Origin of the sequence: Allorhizobium pseudoryzae, assembly GCF_011046245.1 — a bacterium.
GTDB lineage: Bacteria > Pseudomonadota > Alphaproteobacteria > Rhizobiales > Rhizobiaceae > Neorhizobium > Neorhizobium pseudoryzae.
Map to the genome: position 1 here is coordinate 727157 of NZ_CP049241.1, position 17744 is coordinate 744900.

A 17744-nucleotide genomic window follows, 5' to 3' on the forward strand; every position below is an offset into this window, starting at 1 on the left:
TAGCCGCCACTCCTAACGGATTGGTTACCCAAACTCCGAAGAATGGAAACAATGGGTCTTTACCGCACCGCCCAGTGCAAGGGGAACTTCGGGTCGAACACCGTGATCAAGCCGGCTTCGGTATCGATCTTGGACGGGTAGACGACCGCCTCCTCGCGCTTTTCCAAGGTCATCATCTCGTCGTTGGCGGGCAGACCGTACCAGGCGGGACCATTGAGCGAGGTGAAGGCTTCCAGCCGTTCGAGGGCGTTTTCCTCCTCGAACACATGGGCGAGGCAGCTCATCGTGTTGATCGAGGTGTAGATTCCGGCGCAACCGCAGGCGCATTCCTTCAGCGGATCGACATGCGGCGCGGAATCCGTGCCGAGGAAGAAACGCGCATCGCCGGAGGTCGCCGCCTTGCGTAGCGCCTGGCGATGGTGCTCGCGCTTTGCGACCGGCAGGCAGTAATAATGCGGCCGAATGCCGCCGACCAGGATATCGTTGCGGTTGATGATCAGGTGATGCGTGGTGATGGAGCCTGCGAGATTGCGATCGGCGCCTAAGATGTAATCGACGCCTTCCTTGGTGGTGACATGCTCCATCGTCACCTTGAGATCCGGCAGACGCCGACGGATGACCTCGAGCTTTTCCTCGATGAAGACGGCCTCGCGGTCGAAGATATCGACCTCCGGCGTCGTCACTTCGCCATGCACGCAGAGCGTCAGGCCGATTTTTGCCATGCGCTCCAGCACCGGCATGACCTTGTCGAGATCGCGCACGCCGCCGTGCGAATTGGTGGTGGCGCCGGCCGGATACAGTTTGACGGCGGTGATGAGGCCGCTTTTCTTGCCCTCCTCCACATCGTCCGCCTGCGTGTGTTCCGTCAGATACAATGTCATCAAGGGCTCGAACCGGTCGCCGGCCGGCACGGCTGCCATGATCCGTTCACGGTAGGCCTTGGCGTCCTCGGTCGTCACCACCGGCGGCACCAGATTCGGCATGATGATCGCACGGCCGAAGTGGCGGCTGGTATCGCCGATCACGCCGGCCAGCACGCCGCCGTCGCGCAGGTGGAGGTGCCAGTCGTCCGGGCGGCGAATGCTCAGGGTCTTCATGGGCTGCTGTTCCGTGCAAAAAGAGAGAGACCCCGAATAGCACCCCGACCGGAACGGCGACAACCGATGTTTGCTGATTTTTGCCGTGATCCGTCAAACGCCGGACATGCGGCGGGCTTCAGCAAAACGTGATGGACGAGCCCCAAGAGGAACCGACTGCGGTTTGCCGCGTTCGTTAAACAAATCTAAAGATCAGATGCTGGAGATGAAGAATGAACACCCGTTCTTCGCGAGTGACGACTTTTGCCCTTTTGTGCACCGGCACCGTTTTTGCGCTCGGAGCCTGGACCGTTGCGCCGAAAGCGCGGGAACCTTCGACAGCCATCCTTGCGGCGCAGATGCAGGACCAGTGCGACCGGATGGCGGGTAGCCCGTTCGACCTCGGTCGCAATCCGGCCTATGCGCCGGTCGGCATTGGCGAGGTGGATGCAACCGCTGCCACGGCCTGCCGGATTGCTTACGAGGCGACGGGAAATCCCCGCTATGCATTCCAGCTTGGCCGCGCCCTCAACAAGGCGGAACAGGCCGACCAGGCGATGAACGCCTATGAAACCGCCGTGAAGGCCGACTACCCCGCCGCCAAGGTCAATCTCGGCATGTTGCTGGGCCGGATTGGCGACCGGGACGCCGAATTTAAGATGTACAAGGAAGCGGCCGAGGCCGGCAACATGCTCGCCGCTTACAACCTCGGTGTATCCTACCGCGATGGCATCGGCATCACGCCGGATGCCACCCAGGCGATCCACTGGTTCGAAGAGGCCGCGGCGCACGGCGACATGACGGCAGCCTTCAACATCGGCGTGATCTATGACGAAGGCAATCAGGTGACCGAAGACAACCAGATGGCAATCGCCTGGTACGATGTCGCCGCCAAGGGCGGCAACAAGGACGCCATGATCAATCTCGGCCTGATGTACGAGGCGGGCGAAGGCATCCGCGTCAACCGCGAGGCCGCCGCCGAACTCTATGCCCAGGCCGCAGCCTTGGGCGATGAATTCGGCGCGAACAAGCTGCAGCAGTTGCAGCAGGCGGGCGTTCACCTGCCGGAGCAGGCGCCGGAAGTGTCGTCGCTGCCGCAGGGCTTCGACATGCTGGTGCTCGCGCCGAACGAGGTGGAACTCCCCACCACGCTGAAGGACATCTGATCCGATCAGCCCTTGATGTCGCCCGCCGACGGCCCCCAGACATCCGTCATGGCAAAACCGCCGGCCAGCGGATCGAACGGATCAAGCGCCACCGTCTGCTGTCCGAAGGTGAAGCCGCGACCGCTGATCGTCGGAATGACGGCAGGTCGGTTGCCGACGCTGGTCACCTCCTTCAATCCCACCCGGAACTCCGAGCCGATGATGGACCGCGAGGTGAAGACATCACCTTTCGCCACCTTTCCGCGGGCATAGAGCGTCGCGAGATTGGCCGAATTGCCGGTGCCGCAGGGCGAGCGGTCGGCGCGTCCCGGCCACATGGTGGTGCAGGTGCGCACCGCCCCGTCCGGATCGACGCTCCGGAACATCACGTAAGCTACGCCTGACACTGCCGGGATTTCCGGATGCACGACCGGATAAGCCTGGTTGATGGCGGCCTTCAGCTCCATGCCCGCGGCCACCAGGGCTGCCGCATTGTGTTTCTCGATCGTCAATCCGATCTGATCCACATCGACCAGCGCATAGAAAACCCCGCCATAGGCGAGATCGAGCGAGATCGTACCCCAGCGGGTATCGAGCGATACATCCAGTTCATGCACGAAGGAGGGAACCATGGTGAGTTCCACCCGCTCGCAGCGCCCATCCCGGCAGGTAGCCTTGGCCCGCACCAGGCCCGCCGCCGTTTCGAGCGTCACGATCGTCTCCGGCTCCTGCATCTCGACGATGCCGGCCTCGAGAAGCGCGGTCGTCACGCAGATGGAATTCGAGCCGGAACTCGCATGCGCCTGATCCGGCTGCAGGATAACAAAGGCGGCGTCCGCTTCCGGATGGGTCGGCGGCAGGAGAAGGTTGACGGAGCCGATCGGGTTGCCCCGCGGTTCGAGGCAGAGGAAACGGCGAAGCTCCTGCCCCTTCGGATCGCTGTTCAGCCAGGCGAGCTTTTCCGCAGTCGTGGCGCCCGGGATTTTTGGCACGCCGCCGATCGCGACCTTGCCGATCTCCCCCTCCGCATGGACATCCAGCAACTGCATCGTGCGCTTCCACCGCATGGCGATCAACCTTCCTGATTTGATGTTGCCCGGACCATATTGCGGCTTTGCCCGAAAGAAAATCCGGTCTGCCGAGGGTTTTTACAGCTGCCCCGCCGCCGGGATTTGCATTTCGCCCGGCCTTGCCGCATCAGGGTGCGGGAGAACAGGGACACCATGATGCTTGCCATATTCGAAGAAGCGGCGCTCGCCGCCGGTCGCGTCATCCTCGATATCTATCATCGCGGTTTCGAGGTCGAGACCAAGGCCGACGAGAGCCCGGTGACGGAGGCGGATGTGCGGGCCGAAGAGGTGATCCTCTCCCATCTGAAGGCGCACATGCCGGGCATTCCGGTGATCGCGGAGGAGCAGATGGCCGCCGGCATCGAGCCGGACATTTCCGGCGGACGGTTCCTTTTGATCGACCCGCTGGACGGCACGCGCGAATTCATCAACCGCAATGGCGAGTTCACCGTCAATATTGCCCTGATCGAGGATGGGAGGCCGGTCGCCGGCATCGTCTATGCGCCAGTGGTGGGCGTTGCCTATACCGGCGGCCCCGATGGCGCCTGTAAATTGACGGTTGATGCGAGCCAAACCGTCCTGTCACGCCAGCCGATCCATGTGCGGACCGTCGCCACCCCGCCGATTGCGGTGGCCAGCCGGTCCTATCTCGATGCGGAGACCAAACGCTATCTCGACGAGCTCGATCCCTGCGAATGCTGCACCGTCGGCTCCTCACTGAAATTCGGACTGGTGGCCGAGGGCAAGGCGGATGTCTATCCACGCTTTGGGCGCACCATGGAATGGGATACGGCCGCGGGCGATGCCGTCTTGCGGGCGGCGGGCGGCAGCGTGCTGGCCGGTGATGGCCAGCCCCTCACCTATGGCAAGCGTGGGCGAAACGATGCGGCGGATTTTGCCAACGGCGCCTTCTTTGCCTGGGGCGGCAGACCCGCCTGAGCGAAAGGCTCAGACGGCCACCGAATGGCGGGCCGTGCCGCGGCCGAAATACTGATCGAAACGCGAGGCGATGGTGCGCACGAACATGCGCCCCTGCGGCCGCACCTCGAAGCGATCCCCATCGAACGTGGTGAACCCGTCCGGATCCTGCTGGTGGATGCGCGCGGCATCCGCCTGGACCACCTCGGCGGCAGCGCCATAACGCTCCTTCAGGCGACGGACGGAAAAGCCGTAGTGGCACATCAGCGCCTCGATCGCATCTCCCACGGCGCGGTCGATATCATCCAGCGCAAAACCTTTGGCGATGGGCAGGCGTCCCTCGCTGATGGCACGCATGTATTCGCCGGTGGCGACGATATTCTGGACATAACCGCGTTCGCTGCGGCCGATCGCCGATGCGCCAAGCCCGATCAGGGCCGGCGCGCTGTCGGTGGTATAACCCTGGAAATTGCGCTTCACCTCTCCCTGGTTGAGTGCTTCTGCAAGGCTGTCACCGGGCTTGGCAAAATGATCGATGCCGACGGCGAGGTAACCCGCCGCGCTTAAGGTGTCGGTGATTTGTTGCTGCATCTCGAACCGTTCTTCGATGCCGGCCAACGCCTGCTCGTCGATCAGCGTCTGGTGCTTCTTCATCCACGGCACATGGGCATAGCCGAAAATGGCGAACCGCTCCGGCTGCATGGAGACGGCGAGATCCAGGGTGCGGCCGAGGCTGGCGAGCGTCTGGTGGGGCAGACCATAGACCACGTCGAGGTTGATGCCGCCGACACCGAATTCGCGCAAGAGCGTGACGATGCGCTGGGTCTGGTCAAAACTCTGCGGGCGGTTGATCGCCTTCTGCACGGTAGGATCGAAATCCTGGACACCGACGCTCGCCCGCGTCATGCCGAAATCCCGCCAGGCGGCGAGCTTCACCGCATCGACGAAACCCGGATCGATCTCGACGCTGATTTCCGCGCAGGGTTCAGGGTCGAAATAACGGTCGATCGCGTTGCGGATGCGCACGAGATCCTGCGGCGAAACGATGGTGGGCGAACCACCGCCGAAATGGATCGCGCCCACCGAACGACGGCGCGGCAAGCGGCTCGCGACAAGCGCGATTTCGGCGATCAGCGCATCGACATATTCCGCGACCGGATCGTAACGGCGTGTATGTTTGGTGTGACAGCCACAGTACCAGCACAGCCGATCACAGAAGGGGACATGCAGATAGAGCGACAGCGGCGCGGGACCGTCCTCCTGCTCCAGCCAGCTCGAATAGACGCGTGCATCCACCGCATCATGAAAATGCGGCGCAGTGGGATAACTGGTGTAACGCGGCACGGGAGACGCATAGCGACGAATGAGATCTGGCAGCATGGTTTCTTCCTTTGTCAGCCGACGCTAGGACGCAAAAACCCGCCGTGCCTTGATCAAGATCAATTCTGGGCCCGTGGCACTTGCTAGTGGAAAACGGTATAGGAGAAGGGCCATGGACTTTAGCCGCCGCGATATCCATTCGACCGAGATTCCCGTGCTTTGCCGCAGTTGCGAAGTGCGCCACAAGGGCATGTGCGGCGCGCTGAACCCCGACGAACTGACCCTCCTTTCCCGCCACACGCGGCAGATCGAACACCCCTCGGGCGAAGAACTGGTGGGCGAAAGCACCGATGTGGAAGCCTATGACAATGTCATGCGCGGCGTCGTCAAACTGTCGAAGACGCTGGAGGACGGCCGCCAGCAGATCGTCGGGCTGCAGTTTGCGCCGGATCTGGTCGGTCGGCTTTATGCGACCGAAAGCCCGATGACGGCGGAAGCGGCCTCGGATGTCGAGGTCTGCCGTGTGCCGAAGGTGATGCTGGAGCGGCTGATCGAACGGAACCCTGCACTGCGCAAGCGGCTGATGGACCAGGCACTGCGCGAACTCGACGAAGCGCGCGAGTGGATGGTGACACTCGGCCGCAAGACGGCTTCGGAGAAGGTGGCAAGCCTTCTGATGCTGATTGCCGTTCACCTTGACCCGGACGCGCGAGGCGACCGGCGCATCTTCGACCTGCCGATGTCCAGGCTCGACATCGCCGACTATCTCGGCCTCACCATCGAAACGGTGTCGCGGCAGTTTTCGCGGCTGAAGAAGGATGGCGTGATTTCCATCACCGCCAATCGCCATATCGAAGTGACGAGCCTTGCAAAGCTGCAATCCCGCTGCGGCTGAGGATGTTGTGGCCGTGCCGACAGCACGAAGACACAATGCACATTTTTCATCCAGACCTGGCAAAGATCAAAAAAACATCACTTTGCTGCTTCCTGCTTTGGCGAAACGCCCATTTTTTATTGATCGTCCGGTAAATTTTTGACCGTTTGATAAATTTTTCCGCCCCTCAATTTTTAACCCATTGAAAAAATTCGATTTTCCGCAACTGGCACGGCCATTGCTTTCTCTAAGCCATCAACGGCCATCCTGGTCCGGCCACAGAGGGAGCATCAAACATGGAAATCGGCGTCTTCATTCCGATTGGCAACAATGGCTGGCTGCTGTCGGAAAATGCCCCGCAATACAAGCCGAGCTTCGAGCTTAACAAAGCGATCACCCTGAAGGCGGAGCAATATGGTTTCGACTTCGCGCTGTCGATGATCAAGCTGCGCGGCTTTGGCGGCAAGACGGAGTTCTGGGACTACAACCTGGAAAGTTTCACGCTGATGGCGGGCCTTGCTGCCGTGACCTCGAAGATCAAGCTGTTCGGCACGGCCGCCACGCTCGTCATGCCGCCGGCGATCGTCGCCCGCATGGCCACCACGATCGATTCCATCTCCGGCGGTCGCTTCGGCGTCAACCTCGTCACCGGCTGGCAGCGTCCGGAATACAGCCAGATGGGGCTCTGGCCGGGCGACGACTATTTCGCCGACCGTTACGAATATCTCACCGAATACACGACCGTCTTGAAGGAACTGCTGACGACCGGCCAGTCGGATCTGAAAGGCAAGTATTTCCAGATGGACGATTGCCGCATGAAGCCGGTGCCGGAAGGCGATGTGAAGCTGATCTGCGCCGGCTCGTCGAATTCCGGCATGGCGTTTTCCGCCCAGTTTGCCGATTACTCGTTCTGCTTCGGCGTCGGCGTCAACACGCCGAAGGCCTTTGCGCCCACCAATGAACGCCTGCTGGCGGCAACGGCAAAGAGCGGCCGCGACGTGCGCTCCTTCGTGCTGACCATGGTGATCGCGGAGGAAACCACCGAAGCCGCCTTCGCCAAGTGGGAGCACTACAAGGCCGGCGCCGACGAGGAAGCCATCAAGTGGCTCGGCCTGCAGAGTGCTGCCGATACCAAGTCCGGCTCCGATACCAATGTGCGCCACATGTCGAACCCGGTCTCCGCCGTCAACATCAACATGGGCACGCTGATCGGCTCCTATGCGGAAGTGGCGGCCATGCTGGACGAGATGAGCGAAGTGCCGGGCACCGGCGGCGTGATGCTGACCTTCGACGATTTCCTCGAAGGCATCGAGAAGTTCGGCCAGTTCGTGCAGCCGCTGATGAAGAGCCGCAGCCACATCACCCCCATGCTGGAGGCCGCCGAATGAGCGAGGCCGTGATTGCCGGTTACCAGCCGCGCCCCGAGCGGACAAAAAGCGTGACGCTTCCGGCCCGGCCGGAGCCGATCTCGCTGAAGCCGTCCGAAACGGCCGTCGTCGTCGTGGATATGCAGAACGCCTATTCGACCGAAGGCGGTTATGTGGATCTCGCCGGCTTCGACATTGCGGGCGCCAAGGGCACGATCGCCAATATCAAGAAGACGCTGGATGCGGCACGCGCCGCCGGCGTGCTGGTCGTCTATTTCCAGAACGGCTGGGACAAGGACTATGTCGAGGCCGGCGGCCCGGGTTCGCCCAACTGGCACAAGTCGAATGCGCTCAAAACCATGCGCAAGCGGCCGGAGCTGCAGGGCCAGCTGCTGGCCAAGGGCACCTGGGACTATGCGATCGTCGATGAATTGCAGCCGCAGCCGGGCGACATCCTGGTGCCGAAGACGCGTTATTCCGGCTTCTTCAACACGAACATGGACAGCGTGCTCAGAGCCCGCGGCATCCGCAATCTCGTCTTCGTCGGCATTGCCACCAATGTCTGCGTCGAAAGCTCGCTGCGCGATGCCTTCCACCTCGAATATTTCGGCGTGATGCTGGAGGATGCGACCCACCATCTGGGCCCGGACTTCATCCAGCAGGCGACCGTCTACAATGTCGAGAAATTCTTTGGCTGGGTGTCCACCGTCAACGATTTCTGCGGCGCGATCGGTCAGGCCGCACCCGCCGAAGCCGCCGAATAACCATCCTCACAAGCAACGGAGAGAATGAGAATGCCGAAGACCATCGTCGTTCCGGAAGGCACGCAGAAGCCCATCGCCCCCTATTCGCCCGGCACGCTCGCCGATGGCGTGGTCTATGTGTCGGGAACGCTTCCCTTCGACAAGAACAACGACGTCGTGCATGTGGGCGATGCGGCAGCGCAGACCCGCCATGTGCTGGAAACCATCAAGTCGGTGATCGAGACCGCCGGCGGCACGATGGAGGACGTCACCATGAACCACATCTTCGTCACCGACTGGGCCAACTATCAGGCGGTCAACACGGTCTATGCCGAATACTTCCCCGGCGACAAACCCGCCCGCTACTGCGTGCAGTGCGGCCTGGTGAAGCCGGACGCGCTGGTGGAGATCGCGACCGTGGCGCATATCGGGAAGAAGTGAGCGACTGAACGAGAACGCCCCCCTCTGGCCTGCCGGCCATCTCCCCCACAAGGGGGGAGATCGAAGGAGGATAGCTCTCCGCCCCTCATTTGACCTCGCAATGGAGACGAGCGGCGGCTGCCAGCCAATCTCCCCCCGTGTGGGGGAGATGCCCGGCAGGGCAGAGGGGGGTAGCCTCGATCTCAACATCGATTAGAGCACGACCCATGCATTACGATATCCACGGACTGACCGCCCCCGAGGCGCCGACCATCCTGCTGTCTTCCGGGCTTGGCGGGTCGGGCGCCTATTGGACGCCGCAGATCGCAGCATTGGCCGGGCATTTCCGCGTCATCACCTATGATCATCGCGGCTGCGGCAAGACGGGCGGCGTGGTTCCGGAGACCGGCGGCATTGCCGCCATGGCCGACGACGTGCTGGAGATCGTTGCGGAACTAGGGCTCACCCGGTTCCATTTCATGGGCCATGCGCTGGGCGGCCTGATCGGGCTCGATCTGGCACTGCGCCGACCGAATCTGATTGACAAGCTCATCCTCGTCAATGCCTGGAGCAAAGCGGATCCGCATTCCGGCCGTTGCTTTGACGTGCGCCTCGAACTCTTGAACGCGTCAGGCGTGGAGGCCTTTGTGAAGGCACAGCCGCTCTTCCTTTATCCCGCTTGGTGGATGAGCGAAAATGCTGTGCGGCTGGCTCAGGACGACGCGCATGGCGTTGCGCATTTCCAGGGCAAGGAGAATGTCACCCGCCGCATTGCGGCCCTCAGAGCCTTTGACGTGGATGCTCGCCTGAGCGAGATTGCGGCACAGACGCTGGTGATCGCCACCCGGGATGATCTTCTGGTGCCCTACACACGCTCGCTCCGGCTTTCAGAAGGCCTGCCAAATGCCCGCCTGTCGCTCTCCGACAGCGGCGCGCATGCCGTCAACATCGTCTTTCCCGACGTGTTCAACCGCGAGCTTCTGTCCTTCCTGACGGGCTGAGAACGCCCGTCCCCCTGATGCCGTTTAACCACGAACGCAATCTCTCTTTGTTGACCCCCTGAACCGCCGGCCAAAACGCGCGTAAAACATCAGGATCAAATACCGGAGACCCCCGCATGCCTGCTGCCACAGCATCGATCGCGCATCCGCAAGACGACCACCGCCTCGCCTATCGCAATGCGATGGCACGGCTTGGCGCTGCCGTAACCATCGTCACCACCGACGGACCGGGTGGCAAGGCAGGCTTTGCCGCCACCGCCGTCTGCAGCGTCTCCGACAGCCCGCCGACGCTGCTCGTCTGCCTCAATCGCGGTTCCTCCGCCTATCAGCCGGTCAGCCTCAACCAGGTCGTCTGCGTTAACGTGCTGTCTGCCGAACACGAGCCGCTGAGCCGGCTTTTCGGCGGCAAGACGCCCGTCGAGGAACGGTTCGCCGGCGCCACCTGGCACCCGACCGAAACCGGCAGCCACCGGCTGGAAGGGGCGCTGACCTCGTTTGATTGCCGCATCACCTCAATCGCCGATGGCGGAACGCATGACGTGCTGTTCTGCGCGGTGGAGGCGATCCACACTCGCGAGGACGGACAGGCGCTCATCTATTTCGACCGTGGCTACAAATCCGTCTGAGCGGCTAAACGACAGGTGAACGGTGCCTTCAGGCGCCGTTCCAACTGGGTTTTATAGAAAGAATGCGTTCAACGGCGGCACGGCCCGCAAACGGAGACGCTTCCATGACCCGCACCTCTTTTATCGCCACCGCACTCGTCGCCCTCCTCGGCATCGGCAGCGCCGTTCCGGCAGCCGCCAACGACGTCCGCTTCGAACAGTATGGCTGGTCCAATTCCGCCGGCGGTTCGCAGAACGGTTACCGTAACCGGGTGCGCGTCTATCAGAACGGCTATTACAACCATTCGTCCAGTCAGCAGCGCGGCTATGACAACCTGTCCGCCATCGGCCAGGAGGGCAGCCGCAACCGTGCCGACACCTACCAGACGGGCAACCGCAACGTCGCCGGCGTCGGCCAGTTTGGTTCCGACCACACGACGATCCTCACCCAGGACGGCAATGGCAATATCGCCGCCGGCGTGCAGGTGGGCCGCGGCTGCAGCGCCAATGTCTCGCAGGGCGGCAGCGGCAATGTCGCGGCCTTCGTCCAGGCCTGCGATTGATCCCAGCCCTTTAACCGGCGTCGGCTGACACCGACGCCCTTCCTCCCCAGGAGCGTGCCATGTCGCCTTTCGGACTGTCAGCAAAAACTACCTTCTCCGCTTTTGCCGTCCTTCTGACGGCGGCAGGTGGCACCGCCGTACTTGCAGCCGGAACAGGTACCGGCGCCAAGGCACCGCTTCGGTGCGAAATCCAGGTCACGCCGCAAAAAGGCATGGTGACGCTGGAAGGGATCGTCTTCTCGGACCGTGCGGTCGATGGCACCTATTCGCTGCAGGTGGAGGGGTCTGGCCGCGGCGGCAGCAATTCCGTGCAGCAGGGCGGCGCCTTCAGCGCCAAGGCCGGCCGCAGCAATTCGCTGGGGCAGGTGTCGCTCGGATCAGCCGGCGCCAATTACGACGTGACGCTGAAGGTCAGCGCCGGCGGCAAGACGGTCTCCTGCACCGAATGGGTCGGCGGCCGCATCTGACCCTTTCTCATTCCTGCAATATCATAGCGCCCGGCGTCCTTGCGACCCGGGCGGTTTGTCGTGGTGCGGCGCGCTGACGCATCGCGCTGAACGCTATGTGAATGGAGGGTTCCGCAGCCATTCAGCCGCGCCATGCGAAGATCTCCTCAACGGTCAAGGGATGGACCGAAACGGAGAGAGACATGCACCGCACGCTGACGAAAACCCTGTCGATTGCCCTCGTGACCGGCCTGCTGATGCCGGCGCTTTTGCCCGCTCCGGCTGCGGCCGGCAGCGTGTCCTTCACGCTTGCCCCGCCCTCGGAAGACGGCGGCGACATCCTCTCCACCGGCATCCGGCTCTATTCGATGTATCGGGGCTTGAAGAACGGCGAAATCAACCAGCGCGGCCACGACAACGAAGCCGGCGTCTCGCAGAACGGTCGCGGCAATGTCGGCTTCGTGCGCCAGCGCGGCAACGGCCACTCCGCGACACTGCAGCAGACCGGCGACGACAATGCCTACGGCATTTTCCAGTTCGGCCGCAATGCACGGACCGACGTGGAGCAATACGGCAACCGCCAGGGCGGCCTGACCTTCAGCTACGGCTGGTAGCTGTCGTCAGTCATTTTCAGAAAAAGGAAAGTAGTGGCGCACCCGAAGAGATTCGAACTCCTGACCCCCAGATTCGTAGTCTGGTGCTCTATCCAGCTGAGCTACGGGTGCTTGCCGTTGGCAACGTTTAGTGCGTCTCGGCGTGTGGCGATCCTCTAAAGCGTCTGGCTTTCGATTGCAAGCGATTTTGCCGCATCATTTGTCATTTTGCTGCAATATCTCCACAAGATCCTGAAATTGCTCGATATTTTTCAGGCTCGGGCGCGGTAGTCCTCCAGCGAGACCGGGCGGTCGGGAATTTCAATGCGGAATTGCGTGCCCGGACCCGGCTTTTCGACAAGCGCGATGGTGCCGCCATGGGCGAGGATCAGTTCGCGGGCAATCGCAAGGCCAAGGCCGGTGCCGCCGGAGCGTGCGGAGCCCCGGAAGGCGGTGAACAGGTTCTCGCGCGCCTTGCGCGGCATGCCCGGCCCATTGTCGTCGATCGTGATGCTGACGACGCTCCCGACACGCTGCGCGGCGACGCTGAGGCGCTTTGCTACGCCCTCCTCCGGGGCCTGGGCCTGCACCAGAGCCTGTACGGCGTTGCGGCAGAGATTGTGGATGACACGGAACAGCTGCTCGCCGTCGGCGTCGATCTCGATGTCCTCGCCGACCTGCTCGACAAATTCGATGCCGGCCTCCGGATCGAGCGCCAGGATGTCGCGCACGTCCTGGCAGAGGTCGGAGAGGCGCAGCCGCCGGCGTTTCGGCGCCGCCTCCTCCGCCTGCCCATAGGCCAGGACCTCATTGGTGTATCCGACGGCCCGGTCGATCGTGCGCAGGAGCTTCGGCGCGAAGCTGCGCACCATCGGATCCTCGACATCCACAAGCCGGTCCGACATCAGCTGGGCAGAGGCGAGGATGTTGCGCATGTCGTGGTTGATCTTCGAGACCGCGAGGCCGAGATCGGCGAGGTTCTTCTTCTGCTTCAGCGTCCGCTGCAGTTCCGTCTGCATCGAGGCCAGGTGCTGGCCCGCAACTTCCAGCTCGCCCCTGGCCGTGCCGGGGCGGAAAATGCGCTCGGGGTCCTCGGGACGCTCGGAAAAGGATTGCATGCCGTGCGTCAGGCGGCGGATCGGGCCGATCATCATCTTGTTGATCGCCACATAGATCATGAAGGCGGTCACCAGCGAGATCAGCAGCGAAATGCCGAACATCAGCTTGGAGAACGAGAGCATCGCCTTGCGCAGCGCGTCATCGGTCATGACCAGTTCGATCACCATGTCGGTTTCGCCGATCGGTCCGAACACGCGCATCACCCGCCCGCCGCCGAAGACGAGCGTATCGAGCGCGTTGCGCATCGAGCCGAGCGCCGTTTCGTGGGCAAGATCGAAGGTCTGGTCCACCTGCGGCGGCACATCGATGGCAGCCAGCAGACGGGAGGTTCCATCCTTGCGCAACGCCAGCACCTTGGTCCCGGTGGCGAGCAGCGTATCATCCTGCACCGCACGCGGCAGTTCGGCCGGCTGCAGACCGTCGATCACGATGCCGGCGGCGGCGGCCGTATCGAGCCGGTCGCGCAGCCAGGTCATCCGCATCACGGACATGGAGGGAACAAAAATCAGGACCTCGGCGAACATCACGAAGATGACGGTCAGCCACAAGAGCCGCCCGGACAAACCGCGAAACCGGCGCGGCATCCGCGGAAGAGGCTCGCCCGACGCGCTCTGCGGGTCGGTTCCGAGGCCTGCGGACATGTCCGCCTCAGTTTTCATGCCGCTCTCCGTTTACTCTCAGCGGAGGCATCCTCAGCGAAGCCGCCACATCGACTAGCATATCCACCCACTAAGCCGTTGACCAGCCTCACAACATTACGGCTGGTTAATGTTCGCGCCCATCACATCCTCAATGACAAGCAGCGCAAGCCGCCGTTAGTCGAGACCTGCACTTATCATTACTGGAATTTCGCTAATCTGGATCAGGGAAGAACTTCCGGCGGACTGACGAGGCCTTTGGTCTTGAGCAGAAAAAGCCCCTTTTGCGCCTGAGGACGGCGAGTTGCGGCAGCGTGAATTGACTTTTACGCGTGAGTCCTCTTATAAGCCGCCCCACGTCCGGCTTGCCGGGAGTGCGTTCGCACGCGCCCCTTTTGCCGTTACGTTTTCAAGCAACGCTCTTGCTCCTCAAAACGAGGGCAAATTCAAGAAGGGCCGCACACCGCGGTGTTAAAAAAATGAAGCGTACCTATCAACCGTCCAAGCTTGTCCGCAAGCGCCGTCACGGTTTCCGCGCCCGCATGGCAACGAAGGGTGGCCGCAAGGTTCTGTCCGCCCGTCGCGCACGTGGCCGCGCTCGTCTGTCGGCGTAAGGCCGGCACTGCCCCAGGACGCTGCGGGCGATGACGTCTGAAGACGAAAACGAAAAAACTGTCGGGCGGCTGAAAAGCCGGCCGCAGTTTCTTGCTGTCCGGGACGGAGAAAAACGCCGCGGGCCGTACTTCCTGGTCGAAGTGCTCGATCGCAAGGAACCCGACACTGCACCCCGCGTCGGTTTTACCGTCACGAAAAAGCAGGGTAACGCTGTCGAACGGAACCGGATGAAGCGGCGGCTGCGCGAGCTGGTCAGACACTCCGCCCGGTTTGCAATGAAAGACGGTCATGACTATGTCATTGTCGCCCGGCGGGAGATGCTGAATAAACCCTTTGCCGAACTCGCGGCAGCGCTTTCCGAACGCGTGGAGAGCAGACCGAAACAGAAGCGGTCCGAGGAGACCCGTTCCAGGAAAGCATGATGGAAAAGAACCGTAACTATTACATCGCGATCGCGCTTTCGGTGCTGATCGTTCTTGCCTGGCAATTCCTCTACATGAATCCGAGGATGGAGGCGCAACGCCTCGCCGACGAGGCCCGCCGCGCCCAGCAGGAACAGATGCAGGCGGCCAATCCGCAGGCTGGCACCGCCGCCGGCCCGACGGCCTCCGGCGAAGTGTCCGGCACCCTGCCCGGCGCCACCCAGGCCCAGGCGGCCGCCACCCGCGAACAGGCGATTGCAAAATCGCCGCGCGTTGCGATCGAAACCCCGGCGCTCTCCGGCACCATCAACCTCACGGGCGCACGTCTCGATGACCTGCACCTGCGCGAATATCGCGAGACGGTCGATCCGCACAGCCCGACCATTACGCTGCTTTCGCCAGCCGATACGCGCGACGGCTATTTCACCGAGCTCGGCTTCATTCCCGGCGAAAATGCCGGTTCCGTTCCCGGCCCCTCCACGGTGTGGACGGTGGCGAGCGGCGAGAAACTGACGCCGCAGACGCCGGTGACGCTGAGCTTCACCAACGACAAGGGTGTCGTGTTCTCCCGCACCTTCGCAGTTGACGATCACTACATGCTGACCGTCACCGACAAGATCGAGAACCCGACGGCAACGCCGGTCTCGCTTGCGACCTATGGCCGCGTGACCCGCTACAACAAGCCGGAACATGCCTCCGTCTACGTCATCCACGAAGGTTTCCTCGGCGTTCTCGGCAAGGAAGGCGGCCTGACGGAAGAAAGCTACAGCGCGGTCGAGAAGGAACCCTACACCTTCCCGAAGGCTACCGGCGGCTGGCTCGGCATCACCGACAAGTACTGGGCAACCACGCTCATTCCGCCGCAGACGCTGCCCTATGAGACCCGTTTCACTCACTTCACCGACGGCCAGGCCCGCTTCCAAGCGGATTACAAGACGGATGCGGTGACGATCCAGCCGGGTCAGTCGACGGAGCTGAAGAACCTCGTCTTTGCCGGCGCCAAGGAAGTGCCGCTGGTCGATGGCTACGAGCAGTCGCTCGGCATTCCGCGCTTCGACCTGCTGATCGACTGGGGCTGGTTCTATTTCATCACCAAGCCGATGTTCAAGCTGATGGACTTCTTCTTCCATTACTTCGGCAATTTCGGCGTCGCCATCCTGTGCACCACCATCGTCGTCAAGGCGCTGTTCTTCCCGCTCGCCAGCAAGCAGTACGCCTCGATGGCCGGCATGAAGCGCGTGCAGCCGAAGATGGAAGAGCTGAAGGCCAAGCACGGCGACGACCGCATGGCGCTGCAGCAGGCGATGATGCAGCTCTACAAGGAAGAAAAGATCAATCCGATCGCCGGCTGCTGGCCCGTGGTCCTGCAGATCCCGATCTTCTTCTCGCTCTACAAAGTCATCTACGTGACGATCGAGATGCGACACGCGCCGTTCTTCGGCTGGATCCAGGATCTCTCCGCGCCGGACCCAACGTCGCTGTTCAACCTGTTCGGCCTGTTGCCCTACGATGTGCCGCATGCGCTGATGATCGGCGTCTGGCCGATCATCATGGGCATCACGATGTTCCTGCAGATGCGCATGAACCCGACGCCGCCGGACCCGACGCAGGCGATGATCTTCACCTGGATGCCGCTGGTCTTCACCTTCATGCTGGCCTCCTTCCCGGCAGGCCTCGTCATCTACTGGGCCTGGAACAACACCCTGTCGATCACGCAGCAGGCGCTGATCATGAAGCGGCACGGTGTGAAGATCGAGCTCTTCGACAATCTGAAGGGCTTGTTCCGGCGAAAACCCGCACAATCCAAATAACCGATCTTCGAAGCCCCGCTTGCCGGGGCTTCTTTTTTGCCGAGCTGGAGGAGCACGCATGGCATCGGTCACACGGGAAGGCGCACCTGCTCGTACAACATCCCTGGCGGGCATCCTGCTCGTCGTCGGGTCTGCCGTGGCCTGGAGCTATGGCGGCGCCATCCAGCGGTTCATCGGTGTTGATGACGGCTGGACGCTGGTCTTCTGGCGCTGCCTGTTCGCCGGCGTGTTTCTTCTCTGTTTCATGCTGCTGCGGGACGGCCCGGCCGGAACGCGCCGGCTGTTTCAAGAGATGGGCCGGCCCGGACTTGCGATCGCCCTGGGCTTTGCCTGCATCTCCACTTGTTTCGTCATGGCCGTCAGCATGACGCCGGTCGCCAATGTCGTGCTGTTCATGGCGGCCATCCCGCTGTTTGCCGCGCTGTTCGCCCGCATCTTCATCGGGGAACCGATCACCGGGATCACCTGGGGCGCGATCGTTGCAGTGCTTGCCGGCATTACCATCATGGTGTCCGGCTCGCTCGGGCCTGGCTCCTCACGGCTCGGCCTCCTGCTGGCGGGTTCGATCGCCCTCATCTTTGCCGGGATGACCGTCATCACCCGCAGCCATCCGGGCATCCGCATGACGCCGGCGGCCTGTGCGGGCTCGTTGATTGCGGCGCTCGTCGCAGCCACCCAGGCCGGGTACCTCTCGGTTTCGCCCCGAGACCTGGCGCTTCTGTTTACCTTCGGCGCGCTGAATCTCGGGCTCGGCATGGCGCTCTACGTCACCGGCGCGCGAATGATCCCGTCGGCGCTTGCCGCTCTTCTCGGAACGCTGGAAATGATTCTGGCGCCGCTCTGGATGGTGCTGCTGCACGGCGAGATCCCCTCCATGCGCACGATCGGTGGCGGCGTGCTCGTCCTTGCCGCGCTCTTCACCTACCTGCTTCATCAGGCGTTCAAGGCTTCGAAAGCGGCAAAGACGGTCGTCCCGTCTTGACTCGCGGGCCGAAACC

General features: G+C 62.4%; 19 protein-coding genes and 1 tRNA gene. 15 read left to right on the forward strand and 5 right to left on the reverse strand.

All coding sequences use genetic code 11. The features are described from left to right. Positions 1-59: 59 nt before the first annotated feature. Positions 60-1097, reverse strand: coding sequence for a dihydroorotase (gene pyrC, locus G6N78_RS03535; RefSeq protein ID WP_165215804.1), 1038 nt, complete (start codon positions 1095-1097; stop codon positions 60-62). A 212-nt stretch (positions 1098-1309) separates the two neighbouring features. Here pyrC and G6N78_RS03540 point away from each other — a divergent pair, with 212 nt between their 5' ends. Then, the gene (locus G6N78_RS03540; RefSeq protein WP_165215806.1) at positions 1310-2242 is read left to right on the forward strand and encodes a tetratricopeptide repeat protein; all 933 of its coding nucleotides are present in this window, start codon (positions 1310-1312) and stop codon (positions 2240-2242) included. A gap of 5 nt (positions 2243-2247) precedes the next feature. On the opposite strand, the gene G6N78_RS03545 is transcribed toward G6N78_RS03540, so the two are convergent. Further along, positions 2248-3288, reverse strand: coding sequence for a proline racemase family protein (locus G6N78_RS03545; RefSeq protein WP_165215807.1), 1041 nt, complete (start codon positions 3286-3288; stop codon positions 2248-2250). Positions 3289-3444: 156 nt separating this feature from the next. Here G6N78_RS03545 and cysQ point away from each other — a divergent pair, with 156 nt between their 5' ends. Continuing rightward, the gene (gene cysQ, locus G6N78_RS03550; RefSeq protein WP_306416206.1) at positions 3445-4230 is read left to right on the forward strand and encodes a 3'(2'),5'-bisphosphate nucleotidase CysQ; all 786 of its coding nucleotides are present in this window, start codon (positions 3445-3447) and stop codon (positions 4228-4230) included. A 9-nt stretch (positions 4231-4239) separates the two neighbouring features. Here cysQ and hemN read toward each other — a convergent pair whose 3' ends face one another. Then, positions 4240-5589: an oxygen-independent coproporphyrinogen III oxidase gene (hemN, locus tag G6N78_RS03555; RefSeq protein ID WP_165215809.1), complete on the reverse strand. Its 1350-nt coding sequence runs from the start codon at positions 5587-5589 to the stop codon at positions 4240-4242. A 112-nt stretch (positions 5590-5701) separates the two neighbouring features. On the opposite strand from hemN, the gene G6N78_RS03560 reads away from it, so the two are divergent. The 9 genes from G6N78_RS03560 to G6N78_RS03600 all read left to right on the forward strand — a co-directional run bounded on the left by G6N78_RS03560 (position 5702) and on the right by G6N78_RS03600 (position 12162). Then, positions 5702-6424, forward strand: a complete 723-nt coding sequence (locus G6N78_RS03560) for a Crp/Fnr family transcriptional regulator (RefSeq protein WP_206531600.1) — start codon at positions 5702-5704, stop codon at positions 6422-6424. A gap of 275 nt (positions 6425-6699) precedes the next feature. Next, a complete protein-coding gene (rutA, locus tag G6N78_RS03565; RefSeq protein WP_165215810.1) occupies positions 6700-7791 on the forward strand; it encodes a pyrimidine utilization protein A in 1092 nt (363 codons plus the stop codon). Continuing rightward, positions 7788-8534 carry a pyrimidine utilization protein B gene (rutB, locus tag G6N78_RS03570; RefSeq protein ID WP_165215812.1) on the forward strand — a complete coding sequence of 249 codons (747 nt, stop codon included), beginning with the start codon at positions 7788-7790 and terminating at the stop codon, positions 8532-8534. Before rutA ends, rutB begins: the two co-directional genes overlap by 4 nt. Positions 8535-8564: 30 nt before the next feature. After that, positions 8565-8954, forward strand: coding sequence for a pyrimidine utilization protein C (rutC, locus tag G6N78_RS03575; RefSeq protein WP_165215813.1), 390 nt, complete (start codon positions 8565-8567; stop codon positions 8952-8954). Positions 8955-9160: 206 nt separating this feature from the next. Then, entirely contained in the window at positions 9161-9934 is a 774-nt protein-coding gene (gene rutD, locus G6N78_RS03580; protein ID WP_165215815.1) for a pyrimidine utilization protein D, read from the forward strand. A 116-nt stretch (positions 9935-10050) separates the two neighbouring features. Then, positions 10051-10560, forward strand: coding sequence for a flavin reductase (locus tag G6N78_RS03585; RefSeq protein ID WP_165215816.1), 510 nt, complete (start codon positions 10051-10053; stop codon positions 10558-10560). Positions 10561-10664: 104 nt separating this feature from the next. Further along, entirely contained in the window at positions 10665-11102 is a 438-nt protein-coding gene (locus G6N78_RS03590) for a curlin (RefSeq protein WP_165215818.1), read from the forward strand. A gap of 59 nt (positions 11103-11161) precedes the next feature. Further along, positions 11162-11569, forward strand: a complete 408-nt coding sequence (csgH, locus tag G6N78_RS03595) for a curli-like amyloid fiber formation chaperone CsgH (protein ID WP_165215820.1) — start codon at positions 11162-11164, stop codon at positions 11567-11569. Between the two features lie 182 nt (positions 11570-11751). Beyond that, entirely contained in the window at positions 11752-12162 is a 411-nt protein-coding gene (locus G6N78_RS03600) for a curlin (protein WP_165215821.1), read from the forward strand. 34 nt (positions 12163-12196) lie between these two features. On the opposite strand, the gene G6N78_RS03605 is transcribed toward G6N78_RS03600, so the two are convergent. Both G6N78_RS03605 and G6N78_RS03610 read right to left on the reverse strand, forming a co-directional pair. Continuing rightward, positions 12197-12273, reverse strand: a tRNA-Arg gene (locus tag G6N78_RS03605). Positions 12274-12413: 140 nt separating this feature from the next. Beyond that, positions 12414-13844, reverse strand: a complete 1431-nt coding sequence (locus G6N78_RS03610; protein WP_234905933.1) for an ATP-binding protein — start codon at positions 13842-13844, stop codon at positions 12414-12416. A gap of 533 nt (positions 13845-14377) precedes the next feature. Here G6N78_RS03610 and rpmH point away from each other — a divergent pair. From rpmH to G6N78_RS03630, 4 genes are read left to right on the forward strand one after another with little or no spacing between them, the layout of a single operon-like run. After that, positions 14378-14512: a 50S ribosomal protein L34 gene (gene rpmH / locus G6N78_RS03615; protein WP_117195397.1), complete on the forward strand. Its 135-nt coding sequence runs from the start codon at positions 14378-14380 to the stop codon at positions 14510-14512. A gap of 21 nt (positions 14513-14533) precedes the next feature. After that, positions 14534-14935 (forward strand): ribonuclease P protein component, encoded by a 402-nt coding sequence (gene rnpA, locus G6N78_RS03620; protein WP_370691505.1) that lies wholly within the window; start codon positions 14534-14536, stop codon positions 14933-14935. Beyond that, positions 14935-16746, forward strand: coding sequence for a membrane protein insertase YidC (yidC, locus tag G6N78_RS03625; protein WP_165215824.1), 1812 nt, complete (start codon positions 14935-14937; stop codon positions 16744-16746). Before rnpA ends, yidC begins: the two co-directional genes overlap by 1 nt. Before the next feature lie 58 nt (positions 16747-16804). Further along, positions 16805-17728 carry a DMT family transporter gene (locus G6N78_RS03630; RefSeq protein WP_165215826.1) on the forward strand — a complete coding sequence of 308 codons (924 nt, stop codon included), beginning with the start codon at positions 16805-16807 and terminating at the stop codon, positions 17726-17728. The last annotated feature ends 16 nt before the right edge of the window (positions 17729-17744 follow it).

Excerpts from the sequence above, each read along its gene's own strand:
- pyrC (WP_165215804.1), bottom strand. The coding sequence starts at position 1,097 with ATGAAGACCCTGAGCATTCGCCGCCCGGACGACTGGCACCTCCACCTG.
- G6N78_RS03540 (WP_165215806.1), top strand. The coding sequence starts at position 1,310 with ATGAACACCCGTTCTTCGCGAGTGACGACTTTTGCCCTTTTGTGCACC.
- G6N78_RS03545 (WP_165215807.1), bottom strand. The coding sequence starts at position 3,288 with ATGCGGTGGAAGCGCACGATGCAGTTGCTGGATGTCCATGCGGAGGGG.
- cysQ (WP_306416206.1), top strand. The coding sequence starts at position 3,445 with ATGATGCTTGCCATATTCGAAGAAGCGGCGCTCGCCGCCGGTCGCGTC.
- hemN (WP_165215809.1), bottom strand. The coding sequence starts at position 5,589 with ATGCTGCCAGATCTCATTCGTCGCTATGCGTCTCCCGTGCCGCGTTAC.
- G6N78_RS03560 (WP_206531600.1), top strand. The coding sequence starts at position 5,702 with ATGGACTTTAGCCGCCGCGATATCCATTCGACCGAGATTCCCGTGCTT.
- rutA (WP_165215810.1), top strand. The coding sequence starts at position 6,700 with ATGGAAATCGGCGTCTTCATTCCGATTGGCAACAATGGCTGGCTGCTG.
- rutB (WP_165215812.1), top strand. The coding sequence starts at position 7,788 with ATGAGCGAGGCCGTGATTGCCGGTTACCAGCCGCGCCCCGAGCGGACA.
- rutC (WP_165215813.1), top strand. The coding sequence starts at position 8,565 with ATGCCGAAGACCATCGTCGTTCCGGAAGGCACGCAGAAGCCCATCGCC.
- rutD (WP_165215815.1), top strand. The coding sequence starts at position 9,161 with ATGCATTACGATATCCACGGACTGACCGCCCCCGAGGCGCCGACCATC.
- G6N78_RS03585 (WP_165215816.1), top strand. The coding sequence starts at position 10,051 with ATGCCTGCTGCCACAGCATCGATCGCGCATCCGCAAGACGACCACCGC.
- G6N78_RS03590 (WP_165215818.1), top strand. The coding sequence starts at position 10,665 with ATGACCCGCACCTCTTTTATCGCCACCGCACTCGTCGCCCTCCTCGGC.
- csgH (WP_165215820.1), top strand. The coding sequence starts at position 11,162 with ATGTCGCCTTTCGGACTGTCAGCAAAAACTACCTTCTCCGCTTTTGCC.
- G6N78_RS03600 (WP_165215821.1), top strand. The coding sequence starts at position 11,752 with ATGCACCGCACGCTGACGAAAACCCTGTCGATTGCCCTCGTGACCGGC.
- G6N78_RS03610 (WP_234905933.1), bottom strand. The coding sequence starts at position 13,844 with ATGCCGCGCCGGTTTCGCGGTTTGTCCGGGCGGCTCTTGTGGCTGACC.
- rpmH (WP_117195397.1), top strand. The coding sequence starts at position 14,378 with ATGAAGCGTACCTATCAACCGTCCAAGCTTGTCCGCAAGCGCCGTCAC.
- yidC (WP_165215824.1), top strand. The coding sequence starts at position 14,935 with ATGGAAAAGAACCGTAACTATTACATCGCGATCGCGCTTTCGGTGCTG.
- G6N78_RS03630 (WP_165215826.1), top strand. The coding sequence starts at position 16,805 with ATGGCATCGGTCACACGGGAAGGCGCACCTGCTCGTACAACATCCCTG.